Genomic DNA, 15,513 nt, shown 5'->3' with positions numbered 1-15,513 from the left:
CGCGTGAGCATCGGACTGTTCAAAGACATCGCGCGTTGAGCGAGCAGGATGTTGACGGTCGGGCGGTTGATGTCCGGCAGGACGTCGACCGAAACGCTGGAGGTAGATGCCGTCCCATTTGCCCTCGTCGAGCGCGAAGCCGGCGATGGTCAGGGTCTCGCGCTGCGCGCAGGTCTTCTTGACCCAGTTGTTGCCACGGCCGCTGGCGTAGGCGCTGTCTCGGACCTTCGACACCACGCCCTCCAGCCCCAGCTTGCAGGCGTGCACGAACATCGCTCGTCCCTCGATCTCGAAGCTCTCGCTGAACTGCACGTCGGTCTTGGCAATGATCTTCTTGAGCTCGGCCTTGCGCTGAAACAGCGGCAGCTTCCGGATGTCCCGGCCGTTGAGGTAGAGCAGATCGAAAGCGATCAGCACGATCTTGGTCGAGCTGCCCTTGAGCTCGTTCTGCAGGACCGAGAAGTCGGTCGAGCCGTCCGCAGCGGGGACGACGATCTCGCCGTCGACGATGGCGGAGCCCGCTTTGATGTGCCAGGCGTCGTTCGCGACCTTCCGGAAGCGAATGGTCCAATCGTTGCCGCGGCGGGTGAAGACCTTCACCTCCTCGTTGGCCAGGTGGACCTGGACGCGGTAGCCGTCGAACTTGATTTCGTGAATCCATCGGCTGCCGGACGGCACCTTTTCGACCGAGGTGGCCAAGGCCGGTTCGATGAAGCCGGGGAAGGGCGACTTGACGCCGATCGCCGCCGGTTTTCGACGCTGAAACGCCAACACGCGAACTCCACGCAACACCGGATTCAAGGTGACGCGGTGGGAATCGTTCCCGTGCGCTCCGCAACGAAGCGGGCGACGAACTCGGAAGCCGAGGCGGGCTGGTAGTCGAGTCCCAGGGCTTTCAGCAATTCGCGGTGGGCCAGCCGGTCCGCCTCGCCTTCCCAAAGCTCGGCATAGGCGAGCAGAAGCTCATCGTCGACCTGGCCGACGGTCGCAATCAGCCGCCTGAAATGCTCCACGGCTTCGGCGCTTTGACACTCGCCGGGCCGCAGCGCCCGCCAGATTGCGGCTTGCTCGAAGGTCTCGCAAAGGGCGAAGCGAATGGTTTCCTCTCGCATGGGATTCGAGCCTGCCGAACACCTCGGGTGTTTTTTGACCTAGGTCAAAGGCGTTCGACGAAAGTGCATCCCGTGCGCCAGGAACTCGCGGTACCCGCCCGCTATTGGGTTGCCAGCCGTGCCCCTGCTCGCGGGGCCACTCGCCGGAGGTGCGACCGTGAAAAAGCGACGCCGGTTCAAGCAAACGACTTACCTGCAAGCGCGCCTCTGCGAAGAAGCCGAGCGGTTGAAGCTGAAGGCCGCCGGCATGACGCCGGGGTCGCGGCGGACGGCGCTGTTGGCCAGAGCGCGGCAGATGAACGAGGCCGCCGAAATAACCGATTTTCTTGCGGCGCCGAAAAGCGGCGAAGCCGCTTAGACGCTCTCCGGCGGGCACTCCGGACAGGTGTCGCCGATCGAATCCAGGACCTCGCGAACTTCCGCCAAGGCTTCGTCGGCGGAGATGCCGGCTGGCGGATTCTGACGGGCGAGGCGGAAGGCGCGGTCCCTGGCGTGCGGGTCGGCGCGGTCCTGCATCCAGCCATGTTCTTCGCACTCGCGGATGGCACCTGCCTCCTGCGTGACTGCGATCGCCCATCCGCGCAGCGTCCGGATCGCCGGCCGTCGTTCCTTCGTCATCAGCATCGAGATCGCTCCTGCCGGGACGAATCCTTCCGCCCCTCGCTCGTTCCGGGCGGTTAGCACGCAGCAGGAATTCGCAATCGGCAGGGCTTGCGATTGTCCACGTGTTCCGCCGCGCCTGTGGAGAATGCTAGGTCGCCGGCGCGGCATCTTCTTTCACGCCGCGGGCAACGATCCGCAGCGTCGCGTCCGGAAGCGGCCGCTGCAGCTTCAGCGCCTCGTAGGCCAGCGCAGGCATCAGGTCTCGACCTCGGCGGGCATCGTCAGGATCATCGATATCGCGATTGCGGGGGCGCTGCCCGACAGCGGCATGATCGCGACCCGGATAGTTCTATCCGCGTCGTCGTTTGCCGCGCCTCAAGACGCGACTGGCACTGGACTGACCTTCCGGCCGCAAGCTCAGGCGCCTGCTGCCTCTTCCGAGGGAACCGGGATGTCCTGGAGGCGGTTGGAGTCGGGCCGACATCTTCGGAGGAGTGACCCGCATGGACATGAAAGAAGCCTCGGCGATGACGGAAGCCTCCGGGCTGGTCGACGAGCAGGATGGCAGCGATAGGATTTCCGGAGCTCGCCGGCGACCGCTCCGGCAGCCCTCGCAGGACGTCGCGTTGCGCTGGGCCGAGCGGCTGCGAGAGGTCACGGTGAAGGCGCCCTTGCAGTCGCTCTTCGTCGCATTCCTGCTCGGCATCTGGGTCGCGCGCCGGCGCTAGGCAGTCCGCGACCGGCACGCTGATGGCCAGAAAGCTCAAGACGTTTCAGACCTCGCTGGTCTTCTACGATCTCGCGGTAGCGGCGCCCTCGATGAAGGCCGCGTTGGAGGCGTGGGGCGCCGGCAGCAATCTCTTCCACCAGGGCGTCGCCAAGGAGTCGGACGATCCGGATGTGGTGGCCGCGACCATGTCCAAGCCTGGCGTGGTGCTCAAGCGGCCGGCCGGATCGAACGGTCGCTTCGGCGAGCATGCCGATCTGCCGTCCGATCTCGGGGCCGGCAACAGCGGGACCCGGCCGCAGAAGCGCCGGTCGAAACCGCCGAAGCGGATGGCTCCCAAGATCAGCGACACGGCCGCCCGCAAAGCCGCCGCCGATTTCGACAAGGAGCAGAAGCGGCGCGAAGCCGAGCGCCGGCGCGAGGAGGCCGCCAGGCCAAAGGACCGAGAACTGCGCGAGAAGGCGACGGCGAAGGCGCAGGCGGCGCTGGACACGGCCGAGCGCGAACATGCGAAGAGGGCGGCGGACTTTCAGGCCGAAGCCGAAGCTATCGAGAAGCGGTCTCGGGCCGAGGACGACCGCTGGGAAAAGGAACGAGAGCGGCTTCAGGCAGCGCTGCGGCGCGCTGGACTAAATTAGGCTTTGGACTGGTGCCGTACCGGACCGGGATTTGCGGTCTCCGGCCAATGTTCACTTTTGAACATTTCCACGGAACGAATCGCTAAGGTTGTACTTTTCGATTGGGAGCTGAAATCCGAATAGCGCCTGTTGGGAAAAAGAAGACGTGGCGGGACGAGAGTATCTGAACCGACAGGCGGCCACCCTGCTCAAGTTCGCGAAGACGACCACCGATCCGATGGTCGCCCTCGGCTTGGTCGAGAAAGCTGCCGATCTCAAGGAACAGGCTGAGAATCCGCCGACCGATCGCGGCGACGAGGCACCCGATGCTGCCGGCGACGGCTCATCACCCAGGACTGCCGGCGGCACCGTCCCGTGACCGACCGCATCTTGGTCCCCCGAGGACCAATTTGCAATTCAGGCCCCGAGGCCCTCAACCATCCGGTGTCTACGTGACGCACCACGCCGAGTCCTCGTCCCCGAACAGCGATCGCGTCAGCAAACCGGCAGCCGCCGTCTTCCAGGTTCTGGGCACGGCGGGCCCGTGTGACCCCGGCCCAATCGGAACTCAGAGCAGCGCCAGGATCGCCACCACCACGATCAGACCTGTCGCGGTCACGCACCAGCATGACAGTTCAAGGACTCGCATGATCTGCCCCGGTTGAAGGGCCTGCCCTGGGGCGACCCTATACCTGGAACCCGGCAGCCGGAACCGAAACTTTTCGCGGGCTTCATGTGTTCACGACAGGGCGCAGGACACGCGAGGCCTTACCCATGCCCCTCATGCCGATAGGCGACGTGTTTCTCACCGTCGCGATCATGACGTTGGCCTTCCTGGGAGAGGTCGCGGTTTTCGCGCTGCTCGGCATCTTTTGAATCGAGCCCGTGCCTCGGCGCGAGCTTGACGCTGTGCACCAAGTCAGCTTCGAAAGAATGCGGGAGGCGCGATGTCCACCGTCGCCCTGGCGGGCCCCGGATTCCTACGGTCGCATCGATGCGTGATCCTTTACCATCCGCGATTATATTTCGGCCCATGGACGTCGAGTACGACCCCGAGCGGAGGCGTTTGCGGCGATGAAGCTCGCCGCCGCAGCCGATGGAGCTGAACGGCAGAGATGGATCAACGCCGCACTGGCGTGGATCGAACTCACTCGCCTGCGGGCGCCGGCTCGCCGCGAGCGCGGCGTGACGGAAGAGGCGATTTAGGGGCGCGGACTGACACTCCGGACAAGTGTCGCCGATTGAACAGGCGACGATCGGCGGGGATGATGCAACGGCGGGCGTCCGGTCATCCGGTTTTGTGGTGGCGCGCGCCGCGCTTTGCCGGGGTCCGTTTGCCCCGTCCGCGCTGACCCGAAGGCTGAACGGCACGCTCGGCGGCGACGCTTCGGCGCAGCGCGTCCATGAGGTTGACGACGTTCTCGCGTGATGGCTTACTCGATGGCGGCTGCACTGGGCGTTTCGCCTGCTTGCTGCGCAGGATGCGCGCGAGCGCTCTGCGGTAGTGATCCTCCAGCATAGCAGGCCGACCTCGTCCGGATGATGTGCTGCGCGAGCTTCATCATTTCGGACGGCAGCTTCATTTCCGGAATTTCGCTGAAATAGTCTGCCTCATTTCGGATGTCTTGCGCGAAGCGCAGCGTCACGCCGAGAAGGCCGCGACCTGCCGGTTCGAGCAGAACTGGCCGCTCGCGCGAGGATAGCACTACGCGCGCAAGTCCGACAACGTCCTCCCGGCCCATTGCGTCTCGAATCACGGCAAACGATTCTTGACTGATCTCCTCGCGCGGCACGATGTAATACGGCTTCTCAAAATATCGCGCATCGATCTGCCCTGCGGGAAGGAAGCGTTCGATCTGGATCGTGCGCGTATTCTGAGGTCGCGGAAGAGGGACGGTTTCCTCCTGCTCCTCGTCTTCATCGTCATAGTCGGAGGCGCCTTCGTCGGTCATGTCGCCAAGGTCAGCGGGAACGGTTGGCGGGCTTATCCAGTGAGGTTGCGGGGCAAGCCCCTCCTCACCAGGCCCTGCGCGCACGCGTCTGGCGCGCTCAAGGTCTCGGTCCTCGACTACCAGAAAGTCGTTTTCACCGACCTCATACCCCCGCGCCTTGTCTGCAGCATCAACGGTTTGGCCCGTGACAGAATCGATCAGTCTGTGTTTGAGGCGATGGCCCGTTCGCCGGCTGATCTGCTGAAATGAGATACGTTCGGCCGCTGAGATTGCGGGAAAGAGCGCGATGGGACATGAGACGAAGGAGAGCTTCAGATAGCCCTTCCAGTAGGATCGGGAGGCTGGCACCGGAAACTCCAACGCAACAGAGGTACAAACGCCTAGCCGGTAGGCAAGGCCGCGGAATTAACGGCCGGAGAGGACGGGAGTTTCAAGCGCTTGAGAGTCGTCCAGCGTGTCACCGGGACGGCATCGCTCGAAATCGCCCCTGATCAGCGGCTCAAGCTGGTCCTTTCCCTCCGTTGGTCGGCATGACTGACCTACAGTACTCCGTTCGGGGGAGCGCTGGCACAACAGCGACGGGGGCGACAGTTCGCGAACACGGGCGTGCGGATCGACTTGATCCGGACTGGTCTGTGCGACCAAACTTAGCTTTCAGAGCCAGTGCTCCGATCTGACTTGCGCATTGGCACCAGCGTTCGCACACCATCCAGGGGCTACAAAGCAAGGAAAAAGGAGCCAGTGCGCATTCCCGCACCAATCGCCTATATAGTCTTTTACGTCGCTCTCTACGCGGCGTTCGGCGCCGCATCTCCGTTCTGGCCACAATTTTTCGAAACGCGAACTCTGGCGTCTCAGCAGATCGGTCTGATCCTGGCTGCCGGAATGCTGACGCGGCTCGTTTTCGGACCGTTAGTTGCTATGCTGGCGGATCGGCTCGGGTCATTGCGCCTCGTGCTCGCGGGCTGTGCTGCCATGGCGGCCGCAGCAGCCGTCGCATTGCTTTGGGCCAATAAATTCTGGTTCTTGCTTCTTGTCGCGTTGGTTCAGGCCGCCGCTCTTGCCCCCACCACCTCGATCGCCGATGCGTTATCTGTCAATACGGCGAGGCCCCGGTTCGCAGGAACGCCATTCGAATACGGGTGGATACGGGGGACTGCATCCGCGGCTTTCGTTGTGGGAACCCTGATCGCCGGACAACTCGTAAGCCCAGCCGATCTCACTCCGGTTATCTGGATGAACGCTGCCTTCCTGATCGCCGCCGCTGGCGCCACTGCATTGCTACCTGGGCAAGCCCGATCGCAGGGGTCGCCGTCCTTTGTTGTGTCAGAGACGAAAGCCCTGATTAGCGTATCCCAGTTTCGCATCATGATCATCGCATCAGCTTTGATCTATGGCAGTCATGCCGTGCACGATGCATTTGCAGTGATCAGGTGGAGCGATGCGGACATCAGCACCTCGGCGATTAGCTTCCTTTGGTCGGAAGCGGTGGTTGCTGAAGTGCTGGTGTTCATGCTTGCCGGTCCAGCGCTGCTGACCAGGTTTGGCGTGCGCGGCGCGGCTATCTTGGCAGCTGTGGCCGGAATCGTCCGCTGGTCCATAGCAGGCGTGACCACGTCGGTATTGCTGCTTTCGCTGATACAGCCGTTGCACGGAGTAACGTTTGCTCTGCTTCATCTCGCTTGCATGCGAATGATGGGGACGCTGGTGGCAGCAAGCGTGGCCGCAACTGCTCAATCTCTCTATGCGTTTGGCTCGGGGGTTCTAACGGCCGTACTAACCTTCTTGTCCGGCGAACTGTATGCTTCTTATGGCGGGGCGGCGTTCTTTCCTATGGCGGCGCTCTGCGTCCTCGCACTCCCATTCGCCTGGTTTGGCTTCGCCAATGGTAGGGGCTGATTCTTCGGTCGAGCGAACGGGGGCCGTCGGTCTACGCACTGCCGAAACGCAGAATTCGAACTGCGTCTCATGCCTCGGCAAGTTCGGCGCTCTGCACTGACAGCGACGTAGCCTCGCAGCTTAGTAGCTGTTTTCATGCGGGCCTTGCAGACAGGTGTCCCGATCCATTCGGCCCGCCTGAATCTCTGATACGGCGCAACTTTCGCCGATGCCCAAGTGAGGACCGTGGCGGCTCATCCAAGGAGCCGGCTTCGCCTAAACATAAAACCAGTTGGTGCGAACCTTCTTGCTACCTCCAACGCGCGATTCTCGCAGCATTCCAGCGCTATCTTTTGGGAAAGCATAACATCTCCGACCGGCAGATTACCACGCGGCGTGAAACACAGGCCGCGCGTAGGGCGCCCCTTTTCGTCGATCTCGCAGACGTTCGTCGACGCGCCCGCGTAGATCCGATATTGCCTGCCAGTGTCGCCACCGATGACCTCGAAATAGCCTTTTCCCGCGAATTGTGCGCGCTGGGCCGGCGATAGCCACGCCCGCAAGAGCTGCAGCGAGCGGCCCTCCGGAGTTCTCTCGGCGCCGTGTCTGATGAAGAGTGCCCGAATGGCTCTCGCCCGCTGGCGTTCATGTCGGCGGGATGATCTGAAGCCCAACATGGTGCGGGCCGATCACCCGCCGACCAACCTAGGGAGGAAGACGGTTTCTTCCGCGTTCGGGTCAAACGATCGCATTTGCGATACTTGACCCGGACCCGTTCGGACCGCCGCGGTAAAGCCGGTCCCGGTCAGTTCGTAGAATCGCCGCTCCGCCTTCACGAGTTCTCGTGCGTCGTCTGGATTGAAAAAGTGACGGGTGTCACCGGTGCTGTCCATCACGATCTGGATCGCCATGATCGTCTTCCTCGGAATGATGATGGCTAAGGACTTGATCCAAGTATCCGCCCGAAGTCGCGAAGTTTCAAGAGAAGAGGTGGCGCAACGCGCGGCTTGCCAATGGAGGGCTATGCCGGTGACGCGGCGATAAGCCCGGCATCAACAGTGAACCGGCTGCCGAGCGGTATTTAGATTCCAATTGTAATATGAAGGGCGGGCTGTGGACGGTTGAGCGCTCCGAGCGGAGCATGTAGCGGAGGGGCAACTAGGAACCATTCGCAGAAAGGAGATTTGGTTTACTAGTGTGTTTCGAAAGGGCTACCGATGGCGATCGCTGCTTTTACAGGAACAACGCCGCTGTTTCTTCCTGAACGTTTTTTCATCGGGCGGCTAGAAGGTTGGGCAGTGCTCGAAAGTCTAGTGGGTGGACTACTGAAGCGCGCAACGATTGCTGGTCACGGCGAACTAGATGCGGACACTGATACAGTGCTTTTCATCGAGGCTTATACATTTGACGATGGTCATAGCGACACTCTGCATTGGACGATCCGAAAGGGTGAGGAAGGCAAGTACACGGGCCTGGAAAACCGGCTGGAAGGTGAAGCCATTGGGGAGCAAGCCGGTTGCGCATTCCATTGGAAATACACGCGCGATACACCGCAAGGGGACGGCAAATCGTTCAAGTTGAATTTCGACGATTGGTTTTATGGAATCGATGAACGAGCTTGCATAGTCCGCGGCCGTGCTGGCCGTGCTGGCATCCCGTTCGCGACGGCGCATGTTACTTACCACAAGCTTTAGCTTCGCTGGTGTCCGCCACCGCCACAGGCGAGAGCGGGTGAGCTTAGGGAAGATCGAACCGCGAGCGCAGGGGGCGGCCATTGATGGCGAGCGTTTCCGGGTGTGGAATGCCGGGCAAGGCTATAACGACGGCGGTAGTCGGGAGGAGGCGCCGAGTCTGGAACGTGTGCAACGAAACCGATACCTCTTGGAAAAATGCCCCGCTGTGGCGCCTGGCCGATGGCCGCGAGCCTGCAGCGGACGTCATCCGCACAGCCGGATGTCCGGTTCAGGTGCCCAAGGTGCCACGGTGACGAGGCAGGGCGCTTGCGGCGCCCGTTCGTGCCGCGCGACCCGCCTTGGACCCTTGATGCGGCCTGAGATGAAGATTCGCTCCCATTCCGAGAGCCGCATCGTCGAACTCGAAGCCGGCTCGCGCTGGCAGATCTTTCCCGGCGATCTCGACCTGACGCTCGACTGGAAGCCAGAGACCGAACTCACCGTCGTCCAAGCTGAGGACGAAGTCGACACGCACAAGGTGGTCGGAGGCGGCGGGAAGGTGCGTGTCAGGCCCGCCGGCGAGAGCTGGCCTGCGAAGGACGTCAAGAAGCATTGAAGGACGGCTGAAGAGTGGCCGAGGTCGCAACCTGCTGGGAGCAAGCGGGTTGGATGCGGCATCGAAGACGAGAAGACCTGATTGCTCGCGGAAGCCCAAAGGTGCCGGCGCTTGGCTGCCTCCATCACCGATCCGGAGGTGATCGAGCGGCTCACCGCGCTCGCGGAAGAATACGAACGCCGGGCCAATGCTTCGCCGGACGCGAAGGACTGAGTCAGGACTCTCCTGAGCCGGAGAACAGCACATTCGGCGGCGTTGCGCGCGGCGACTGTATCCGTGCGTAGCTAGATCCGTTGATCTTGAGGTCGTACCGTTTGGCCAGGTCGAGCAGCCGCCGTCGGGTGAACGGGTCTGCATTCTCCGCCAGATCGCGCGCCCGCTGCGCGAAGCCTCTGTAGAACTCTTCCACGACGCCACCCCCGCAACGAGCACTGAAAGCCCGATTCAATATCGGGCGGCGGAGAGGTCAAGAAGCGAGAGGGAGCGCGAACAATTTTTCGGCGACACTGTTGCGCCGGCGGCCCAGATGGACCTACGCTGCCGGCCGGCAGGGGAAATCCGATGGCTGTGCTGTTTTCGAGCCGGAAGCTTTGTCCGACGTGCGGCAAGCCGATGACGGCTGTCCCCGACGATGTAGTAGCGGGGCGGTAGCGTTATATCTGTACGCACTGTGATACCGATCCGATGCACGATCCCGCCGCCCGCAGGTGGGCTGATAGCCGCTACGGGCACCGGCCAAGTAGGGGTACGTTTGCCAAACGAGCGTTCTCGTATGGTGTAGCGCCGCCGGGAACGCCTGCATGCAATCCGGAAAGTTCGTCGGCCCCTAAACGGGCAAGTTGGCGTGTCTCGTCAAGCAGTGAAGCTCGCCCCGACATAGCCGGAGGCAGCTTCGGGCCAGAGCAGCTTTGCTTCTGGTCGCGCCAGCGCTCCGCCTGATCGGTAAATCCACGATCGCACAAAGGGCTCGAGTTCGTCGGCGCCGCACCAGATCGTTTGTAGGTTCCAAACGCGAGGAGGTGCGATGTCGACCGCGGCAAAGCTGCTTGCGCGCAAGGAGGCACTCCTGGAGCGGCTCGAGAGCGATCCCGGAGCGAACGAACGTGAGGAAATCGAACGGCTGCTCGCAGATCGAGACCGCGCTGAGCGTGCTCGAGGCCGGAAATGCCGCCGCGCCGAGCGAGGAATAGGATGGAATACAGATCGGCCCCGGCAGCCGTGCTGTCGAGGCCGATCGCGCTCTCAAACTGTCCAAATGCTTTCGCCGTCCAACCCGCAGGTCCGGGCTTCGTTCCATCGAACGTACCCGTGGGTCGCTCTTCGGAGCCGACGCCGTATCTGCGGTCGCAAAATGTTGGAGCGGAGCCCGGAGTGCCTAGGAGTCCGGGGCTCCGCAACCGTCACGGCACCGGAGCGCGAACGCCGTTCGCTTTGAGGCATCTCGACTTCGCGTGGCTGACCACGAAAAGGATCGACGTTGTCCCTCAAGCCGGCTTGTGCAGACGGCGATGCTGAGGGAAATACCATCGCATGACTTCTCGCAGCTTGTCGGAATCTCCCCGCGCCCAGTTGCGCATGATCTCGCAACCGAAGGAGATCGCCGTGATCGGCCTTGCCCCAGCCTGGATCATTCGGTCGAACGCGCGTTCGTGCGCGGCCGGCGAGATGCCGCCTACGGCGTCGGCGACCGGATAGACCTCGTAGCCTTCGGCCAGCATGTCCAGGGTCGGATAGGCTAGGCAGACCTCGGTCCAGAGCGCCACGATGACCACCTTGCGTCGCCCCGTGTCCTGGACCGCCTTGCGGAAGTCATCGTCTTCCCATGCATTGACGCCCGTGCGGTCGATTTCTTCCACTCCCGGGAGAGCCGCGCGGATCTCCGGAATCGTGCCTTCGTTCACGCCCATGTCGACCGCCACCGTCGAGAGCACCACAGGGATGCCGTAGGCTTGAGCGAGTTTGCACAGCGCAATCGTATTGAGGGTGATCTCCTCGCGGGAGGATGAAGTCACGCTGGAATACTGCTCAGGCTGGTAGTCGATCAGGACCAGAACGCAGTTTTGCGGGGTCAGAAGGTGATCGGCCGTCGGATCGCGGACGGGTTCGGGCTGGGTCTTTGCCACGTGTTCCTCTTCGGAATGGAAGTGAAGCGGTGATCATTGATGATCCAAAGCTATATCACCAAGATCTGCTGATGGGCGAGCTTCACAACGGTCGACGAGCCGGACGTCGGCCAGATCATGATGGAGCACAACCTCAGAGTAGGTCATCACAGCGTGCTGAGATCGTCCGGCACCTCGCCGAACTTCCGGATCAGCCAGGCATCGCTGAAGTCGCCGCTGGACGGATCGCCGGTTCGGCTGAACGCGAGGGCGCCGGCGTGATCGGGCTTCCGGGACAGCGCCTCGGCCCGCATCACCGCGCCGTTGGCGCTCAGGCGCTCCGTCGCCTCGCCGGCGGCTAGTCCGTCGTCGGAGAAAACGAACGGTAGAGCGACATAGTAGGTCACATCAGCCATCTGCCTCATCCTTGCGTTCTCGCGCTCCTGGGAGCCGTCCACGGGCGTAGCCGTAGCCAACGACTTCCTGGACACCCAGCTCGAAGAGCTCCGGACGAAGGTGTCGACCGTACGACCAGGGCCTTGACCGCTTCCCTTCCCTGCAGAATGGATATCGAGCGACCGGCGAAGGGCGAAGATCGGACGGCAGGCCAGAACGCCGTCATCGTGGCTGCGTACTTCCTCATGCTTTGGCAAATTAGTGCGGAGGAAAAGGTCAAACAAGAGACAGCGATATCGGGATTTGTCCAAGGAAGTCGGCCGGTCCTGGACGTCCGCCGAAAGCAAGTTTATGAACGTCTCGGCGGTTTTTGAAGAACTGGGCATTGCTTGGATGCCAGGGTTGATGCCTGCTCACAATTACCAAGACTCGCTTGTGGAAGCCGTCGAGGTCCAGTTGGCGATTCCCGAATTGCTGCGGGATCCGGGAGACGGTAAGGCCGTTCTTCAAAGACCTTACCTCCATCAGGCCGCCGACACCAGCGGACGAATACGACGTGCAGGCTCCTGTATGGGATCCTGCACGGTATCTGAAGTAATTATTTCGGGCCATGGATCCGTGCCTCCATTTCCAAGCAAGCGGAATGAGACTTATCCTTGAGCCTGTCGGTGCTCGCCGCTGTCCTGACGACGGAAGCCCACGCCCAGACCCCTCTTGACATTGTGCGCTCGGTGCCATGCGCCAAGGCCAGCTACGGGGACCTCTTCGCTCTACAGCCCCAGCCCCCTGGGTATCGAAAAAACCCTCTGGACCCGGGAAATCTTTCCTCAGCGCCAATGACCGCCGCGGCGTCTCAGTTAATTGAAATACAGCGGTAATATGGGCCATCTCGTAATTGAATCTCGACAAATCTGCCGTCCATGTCCTTCCGAATTTGAGCTGAGGAGTGTCTGGGCAGGCTGAAGTTGCCGGCGCTATGAACGATCAGACTGTCGACAATCTGCTTGAGCAAGACGGTTATATTCACTCTCCTGGTGTAACGTCGATCGCCGTCTGACGAGAGGCTGTTGATCTCTTCCGCAAGACCGAGCAGCGACGTCCTTTGCTCCTCCCCCATTTTGTCGAGCAAGGCCGGGTGAGCTAGAAAGGCGAGAACGGTGGTCTCGAAATCCTTGTACGTCCAGGCGGAGCGGCTGCATGCGCTGTCGTTCAAAACCTGCTCGCACACCAGAACCTGCACGTTTGAGATCCTATGGAAGATGACCTCGCCACCGCAGTAGGCGCACGAGCACAAACCACCGAAGATGTTCGCGAGGTCATTTCCTTTGCGCCCACGATGCGCCAGATTCTGTTGGCGTGCCGCCTGCGCAGCATCGAAAGTGGCCTTGTCTATGACTGCAGGGTAATAGCCGGCAATGGGAGGACCGCTCGGGATACCCTTCTTATGACCTGCGGCGAAGGACTTCGGCTGGTATTCACCATAGGTCGCCCGGTTCCGGAGCATGGAGTCTATGGTGGTGTTGTCCCAGTTGAGCGATCGGGTGAAGGTCGGCACCTTTTGTTCGTCGAGATAATTCGCGATGGCGTAGCTGCCCATCCCGCCGATCGCGAGTTGGAAAATCTTTCGCACGGTTTCGGCCCGGTCCTGGAGGAACACGAAAGACGACCGGTTTTGAGTGAGGCCAAGCCAGCTTGGCGCCGCTGAGATCTTTTTGCTGCTCTCTTTAGTCATAGTGATCCTGGGTCCGCATGGCTGGCTGCGCCGTCGGAACGGACACTCGATTCGTCCCCAAGAGCAATGGATTCCCCGCCTTCAGGTGCACTAGACGTGCATGTTCCGCCTTGGGGACTCGTTCGTGGGCGAAGCCCTCACGCAGCTGTGAGTGCCAGAACTGTCATACTTAACAATAGCTTATACAAGAATTGCCCTCACGAAGTTGCGTGATTTTTGTGCAACACCTGTCCGAAAACAAGCTTCATAGGCCCGTTTCGGAGCGTTCTCTTGTTGTGTGTGCATGGGGCATCGATCATGGTGACTGGGCGACGGAGGGGGGCATCCCGAGGTCGTCCCGTTTAGGTCATTTCGCTTAAGTCCCTCGCGTTCATGCGGGTGTGTCCGAAGACGCGAAGGAGCCCGGAGCGGTGATTTAGAGGGGGTTGGGGAATTGGCCGTCCGGTCAGTGACCTTCCCTGAAGAGCAAACTTGGAGGTTTAACATGAAGTTGGTTAAGAGCCTTTTGCTCGGCTCAGCGGCGGGTCTGATCGCCGTGGGCGGAGCTCAAGCAGCCGATCTGCCCGTGAAGGCCAAGGCGGTCGAATACGTGAAGATCTGCTCGCTGTACGGCGCGGGCTTCTACTACATCCCGGGCACCGACACCTGCATCAAGCTGGGTGGTTATCTGCGTGCTGAAGTCGCGCTGAACACGAACAGCGACATCAACTGGCAGTCTTCCGGTAACAACGGCGCGCGCAACCGCCTGACGAACTACTACACCATGCGCGCTCGTGAAGATCTCAACATCGACACGCGCACCGCGACCGAGTACGGCGTCGTCCGTACCTTCTTCGACGGCGTCTTCTCCTGGACGACCGGCAACTACAACGGCACGGGCAGCGCGTTCGGCACGACCGCCTACAGCAGCACGCTGGCGTTGAACACCTCGGGTGCGACCCCGGCGCTCGTTGGTTCGTCGATCAACCCGACTGACGGCGGTACCTCGGGCGGCTCGCTCGGCGTGTACTACGCCTTCATCCAGTTCGCTGGTTTCACGATGGGTAAGGCCGTGTCGCAGTTCGACGCGCCCTGGACCAACTATCCCGGCAACAACTTCGACGGTCTCGCCGGCGGTAGCGGCACGGTCACTGGTATCAACCAGTTCACCTACACCGCTGACTTCGGTCAGGGCGTGACGGCGTCGTTCTCGGCGGAAGACGCGACGGCCTACATGCAGGCCGGCAACCTCAATTTGAGCGGTGCGACCGGCCTCGCCGGCGTGACTGGCGCTGCTTATGGTTCGAATGCCATCGGTGGCTCGCGTTCGCCGAACCTCGTTGGTATGGTGCGTGTCGACCAGGCTTGGGGTCTGTTCCAGGCGTCGGTTGCTGCGCATGACAACCACGTTGCTTACTACGGTGCGACCGAGGCGACTGGTCACCCCGACGACAAGTGGGGTTGGGCAGTTCAGCTCGCTCTGTCGATCAAGAATATCCCGACTGGTGCGGGTGACGTGATCAACATTTCGGGCGTCTACACCGACGGTGCGACCCGCTACAACTTCCAGAACCTGGCAGGTAGCTCGTTCGCGCTTTACGGCAGCTCGAACGTCGCCTACGCCAGCGTGGGCGCGGCGAGTGCTCCCGACACCGTGTACGTCACGGGCGGTCAGCAGGAAACCGTCAAGACCTGGGGCTTCCGCGGTGCTTACACCCACAACTGGGATCCCTACTGGAACACCGCGATCTACGGTTCGTACGCTCAGGCTCAGTTCGGCAGCGGTGCGAAGACCTTCCTCTGCGGACCCGGGGGCCTCATCTCGGGTGTTGCCGGCGTGACGTCCTGCAGTCCGGACTTCGCGCTTGGCACGGTGGGCGTCATCACCCGCTGGACCCCGGTCAAGAACCTGACGTTCTCGGCCGACCTCTCCTGGACCCGCCTTGACCAGAAGTACGCTGGCGTCGTGACCACCACGGCCATCAACGGTCCGGCTGCCAAGCCGATCGCGAGCTATGAGCTGAGGGACCAAGACTCGGTCGTCATGCTCCTCCGCGCTCAGCGCAACTGGTAAGTTCGGTCTAACAACTCGCATTGGAGCTCTTGGTGGGAAACTACCGAGAGCT

18 protein-coding genes and 2 pseudogenes are annotated in these 15,513 nt (G+C 61.8%); 10 read left to right on the top strand and 10 right to left on the bottom strand.

Features of this window, described 5'->3' with window-relative positions; genetic code table 11:
• Positions 1-93: 93 nt before the first annotated feature.
• Positions 94-771, bottom strand: a pseudogene (locus GA0061098_RS32975) (ATP-dependent DNA ligase); the annotation flags it as partial.
• A 26-nt stretch (positions 772-797) separates the two neighbouring features.
• Entirely contained in the window at positions 798-1,112 is a 315-nt protein-coding gene (locus GA0061098_RS44195; protein WP_129591003.1) for a hypothetical protein, read from the bottom strand.
• Between the two features lie 118 nt (positions 1,113-1,230).
• On the opposite strand from GA0061098_RS44195, the gene GA0061098_RS32970 reads away from it, so the two are divergent.
• On the top strand, positions 1,231-1,470 hold the full coding sequence (locus GA0061098_RS32970) for a hypothetical protein (protein WP_245323747.1): 240 nt from the start codon (positions 1,231-1,233) through the stop codon (positions 1,468-1,470).
• Here GA0061098_RS32970 and GA0061098_RS32965 read toward each other — a convergent pair.
• Positions 1,467-1,736 carry a hypothetical protein gene (locus GA0061098_RS32965; RefSeq protein WP_091965597.1) on the bottom strand — a complete coding sequence of 90 codons (270 nt, stop codon included), beginning with the start codon at positions 1,734-1,736 and terminating at the stop codon, positions 1,467-1,469. The genes GA0061098_RS32970 and GA0061098_RS32965 overlap by 4 nt on opposite strands.
• Positions 1,737-1,863: 127 nt before the next feature.
• Positions 1,864-2,015 (bottom strand): annotated as a pseudogene (locus tag GA0061098_RS32960) (SOS response-associated peptidase); the annotation flags it as partial.
• Between the two features lie 203 nt (positions 2,016-2,218).
• Here GA0061098_RS32960 and GA0061098_RS32955 point away from each other — a divergent pair.
• From GA0061098_RS32955 to GA0061098_RS32935, 5 genes are all read left to right on the top strand, one after another.
• Entirely contained in the window at positions 2,219-2,443 is a 225-nt protein-coding gene (locus tag GA0061098_RS32955) for a hypothetical protein (RefSeq protein WP_091965596.1), read from the top strand.
• A gap of 22 nt (positions 2,444-2,465) precedes the next feature.
• Positions 2,466-3,080 (top strand): cell envelope biogenesis protein TolA, encoded by a 615-nt coding sequence (locus tag GA0061098_RS32950; RefSeq protein ID WP_091965595.1) that lies wholly within the window; start codon positions 2,466-2,468, stop codon positions 3,078-3,080.
• A gap of 145 nt (positions 3,081-3,225) precedes the next feature.
• Positions 3,226-3,438 carry a hypothetical protein gene (locus GA0061098_RS32945; RefSeq protein ID WP_091965594.1) on the top strand — a complete coding sequence of 71 codons (213 nt, stop codon included), beginning with the start codon at positions 3,226-3,228 and terminating at the stop codon, positions 3,436-3,438.
• A gap of 695 nt (positions 3,439-4,133) precedes the next feature.
• Positions 4,134-4,265, top strand: coding sequence for a hypothetical protein (locus GA0061098_RS47050; RefSeq protein WP_283808018.1), 132 nt, complete (start codon positions 4,134-4,136; stop codon positions 4,263-4,265).
• Between the two features lie 25 nt (positions 4,266-4,290).
• Positions 4,291-4,488, top strand: a complete 198-nt coding sequence (locus GA0061098_RS32935; protein WP_091965593.1) for a hypothetical protein — start codon at positions 4,291-4,293, stop codon at positions 4,486-4,488.
• A 4-nt stretch (positions 4,489-4,492) separates the two neighbouring features.
• Here GA0061098_RS32935 and GA0061098_RS32930 read toward each other — a convergent pair whose 3' ends face one another.
• Positions 4,493-5,359: a Ku protein gene (locus tag GA0061098_RS32930; protein WP_165637751.1), complete on the bottom strand. Its 867-nt coding sequence runs from the start codon at positions 5,357-5,359 to the stop codon at positions 4,493-4,495.
• 393 nt (positions 5,360-5,752) lie between these two features.
• Here GA0061098_RS32930 and GA0061098_RS32925 point away from each other — a divergent pair, with 393 nt between their 5' ends.
• Positions 5,753-6,910 carry an MFS transporter gene (locus GA0061098_RS32925; RefSeq protein WP_091965591.1) on the top strand — a complete coding sequence of 386 codons (1,158 nt, stop codon included), beginning with the start codon at positions 5,753-5,755 and terminating at the stop codon, positions 6,908-6,910.
• A gap of 668 nt (positions 6,911-7,578) precedes the next feature.
• Here GA0061098_RS32925 and GA0061098_RS32915 read toward each other — a convergent pair.
• Positions 7,579-7,800: a hypothetical protein gene (locus GA0061098_RS32915; protein WP_091965589.1), complete on the bottom strand. Its 222-nt coding sequence runs from the start codon at positions 7,798-7,800 to the stop codon at positions 7,579-7,581.
• A gap of 306 nt (positions 7,801-8,106) precedes the next feature.
• Between GA0061098_RS32915 and GA0061098_RS32910 the strand changes: the two genes are divergently transcribed.
• Together GA0061098_RS32910 and GA0061098_RS32905 are read left to right on the top strand one after the other, a co-directional pair.
• Positions 8,107-8,583: a DUF3833 family protein gene (locus tag GA0061098_RS32910; protein WP_091965588.1), complete on the top strand. Its 477-nt coding sequence runs from the start codon at positions 8,107-8,109 to the stop codon at positions 8,581-8,583.
• Positions 8,584-8,944: 361 nt separating this feature from the next.
• The gene (locus GA0061098_RS32905; protein WP_091965587.1) at positions 8,945-9,178 is read left to right on the top strand and encodes a hypothetical protein; all 234 of its coding nucleotides are present in this window, start codon (positions 8,945-8,947) and stop codon (positions 9,176-9,178) included.
• Between the two features lie 214 nt (positions 9,179-9,392).
• Here GA0061098_RS32905 and GA0061098_RS32900 read toward each other — a convergent pair whose 3' ends face one another.
• The 4 genes from GA0061098_RS32900 to GA0061098_RS32875 all read right to left on the bottom strand — a co-directional run bounded on the left by GA0061098_RS32900 (position 9,393) and on the right by GA0061098_RS32875 (position 13,408).
• The gene (locus GA0061098_RS32900; RefSeq protein WP_091965586.1) at positions 9,393-9,587 is read right to left on the bottom strand and encodes a hypothetical protein; all 195 of its coding nucleotides are present in this window, start codon (positions 9,585-9,587) and stop codon (positions 9,393-9,395) included.
• 1,075 nt (positions 9,588-10,662) lie between these two features.
• On the bottom strand, positions 10,663-11,301 hold the full coding sequence (locus tag GA0061098_RS32890; protein WP_091965585.1) for a hydrolase: 639 nt from the start codon (positions 11,299-11,301) through the stop codon (positions 10,663-10,665).
• Between the two features lie 146 nt (positions 11,302-11,447).
• Positions 11,448-11,696 carry a hypothetical protein gene (locus GA0061098_RS32885; RefSeq protein WP_091965584.1) on the bottom strand — a complete coding sequence of 83 codons (249 nt, stop codon included), beginning with the start codon at positions 11,694-11,696 and terminating at the stop codon, positions 11,448-11,450.
• Between the two features lie 833 nt (positions 11,697-12,529).
• A complete protein-coding gene (locus GA0061098_RS32875) occupies positions 12,530-13,408 on the bottom strand; it encodes a recombinase family protein (protein ID WP_091965582.1) in 879 nt (292 codons plus the stop codon).
• Positions 13,409-13,892: 484 nt separating this feature from the next.
• Between GA0061098_RS32875 and GA0061098_RS32870 the strand changes: the two genes are divergently transcribed.
• The gene (locus GA0061098_RS32870) at positions 13,893-15,461 is read left to right on the top strand and encodes a porin (protein ID WP_091965581.1); all 1,569 of its coding nucleotides are present in this window, start codon (positions 13,893-13,895) and stop codon (positions 15,459-15,461) included.
• The last annotated feature ends 52 nt before the right edge of the window (positions 15,462-15,513 follow it).

The organism is Bradyrhizobium shewense (assembly GCF_900094605.1).
Taxonomy (GTDB): Bacteria; Pseudomonadota; Alphaproteobacteria; order Rhizobiales; family Xanthobacteraceae; genus Bradyrhizobium; species Bradyrhizobium shewense.
Note: the sequence above shows the minus strand (reverse complement) of the source record. Positions and strands in the feature narration are given on the sequence as shown.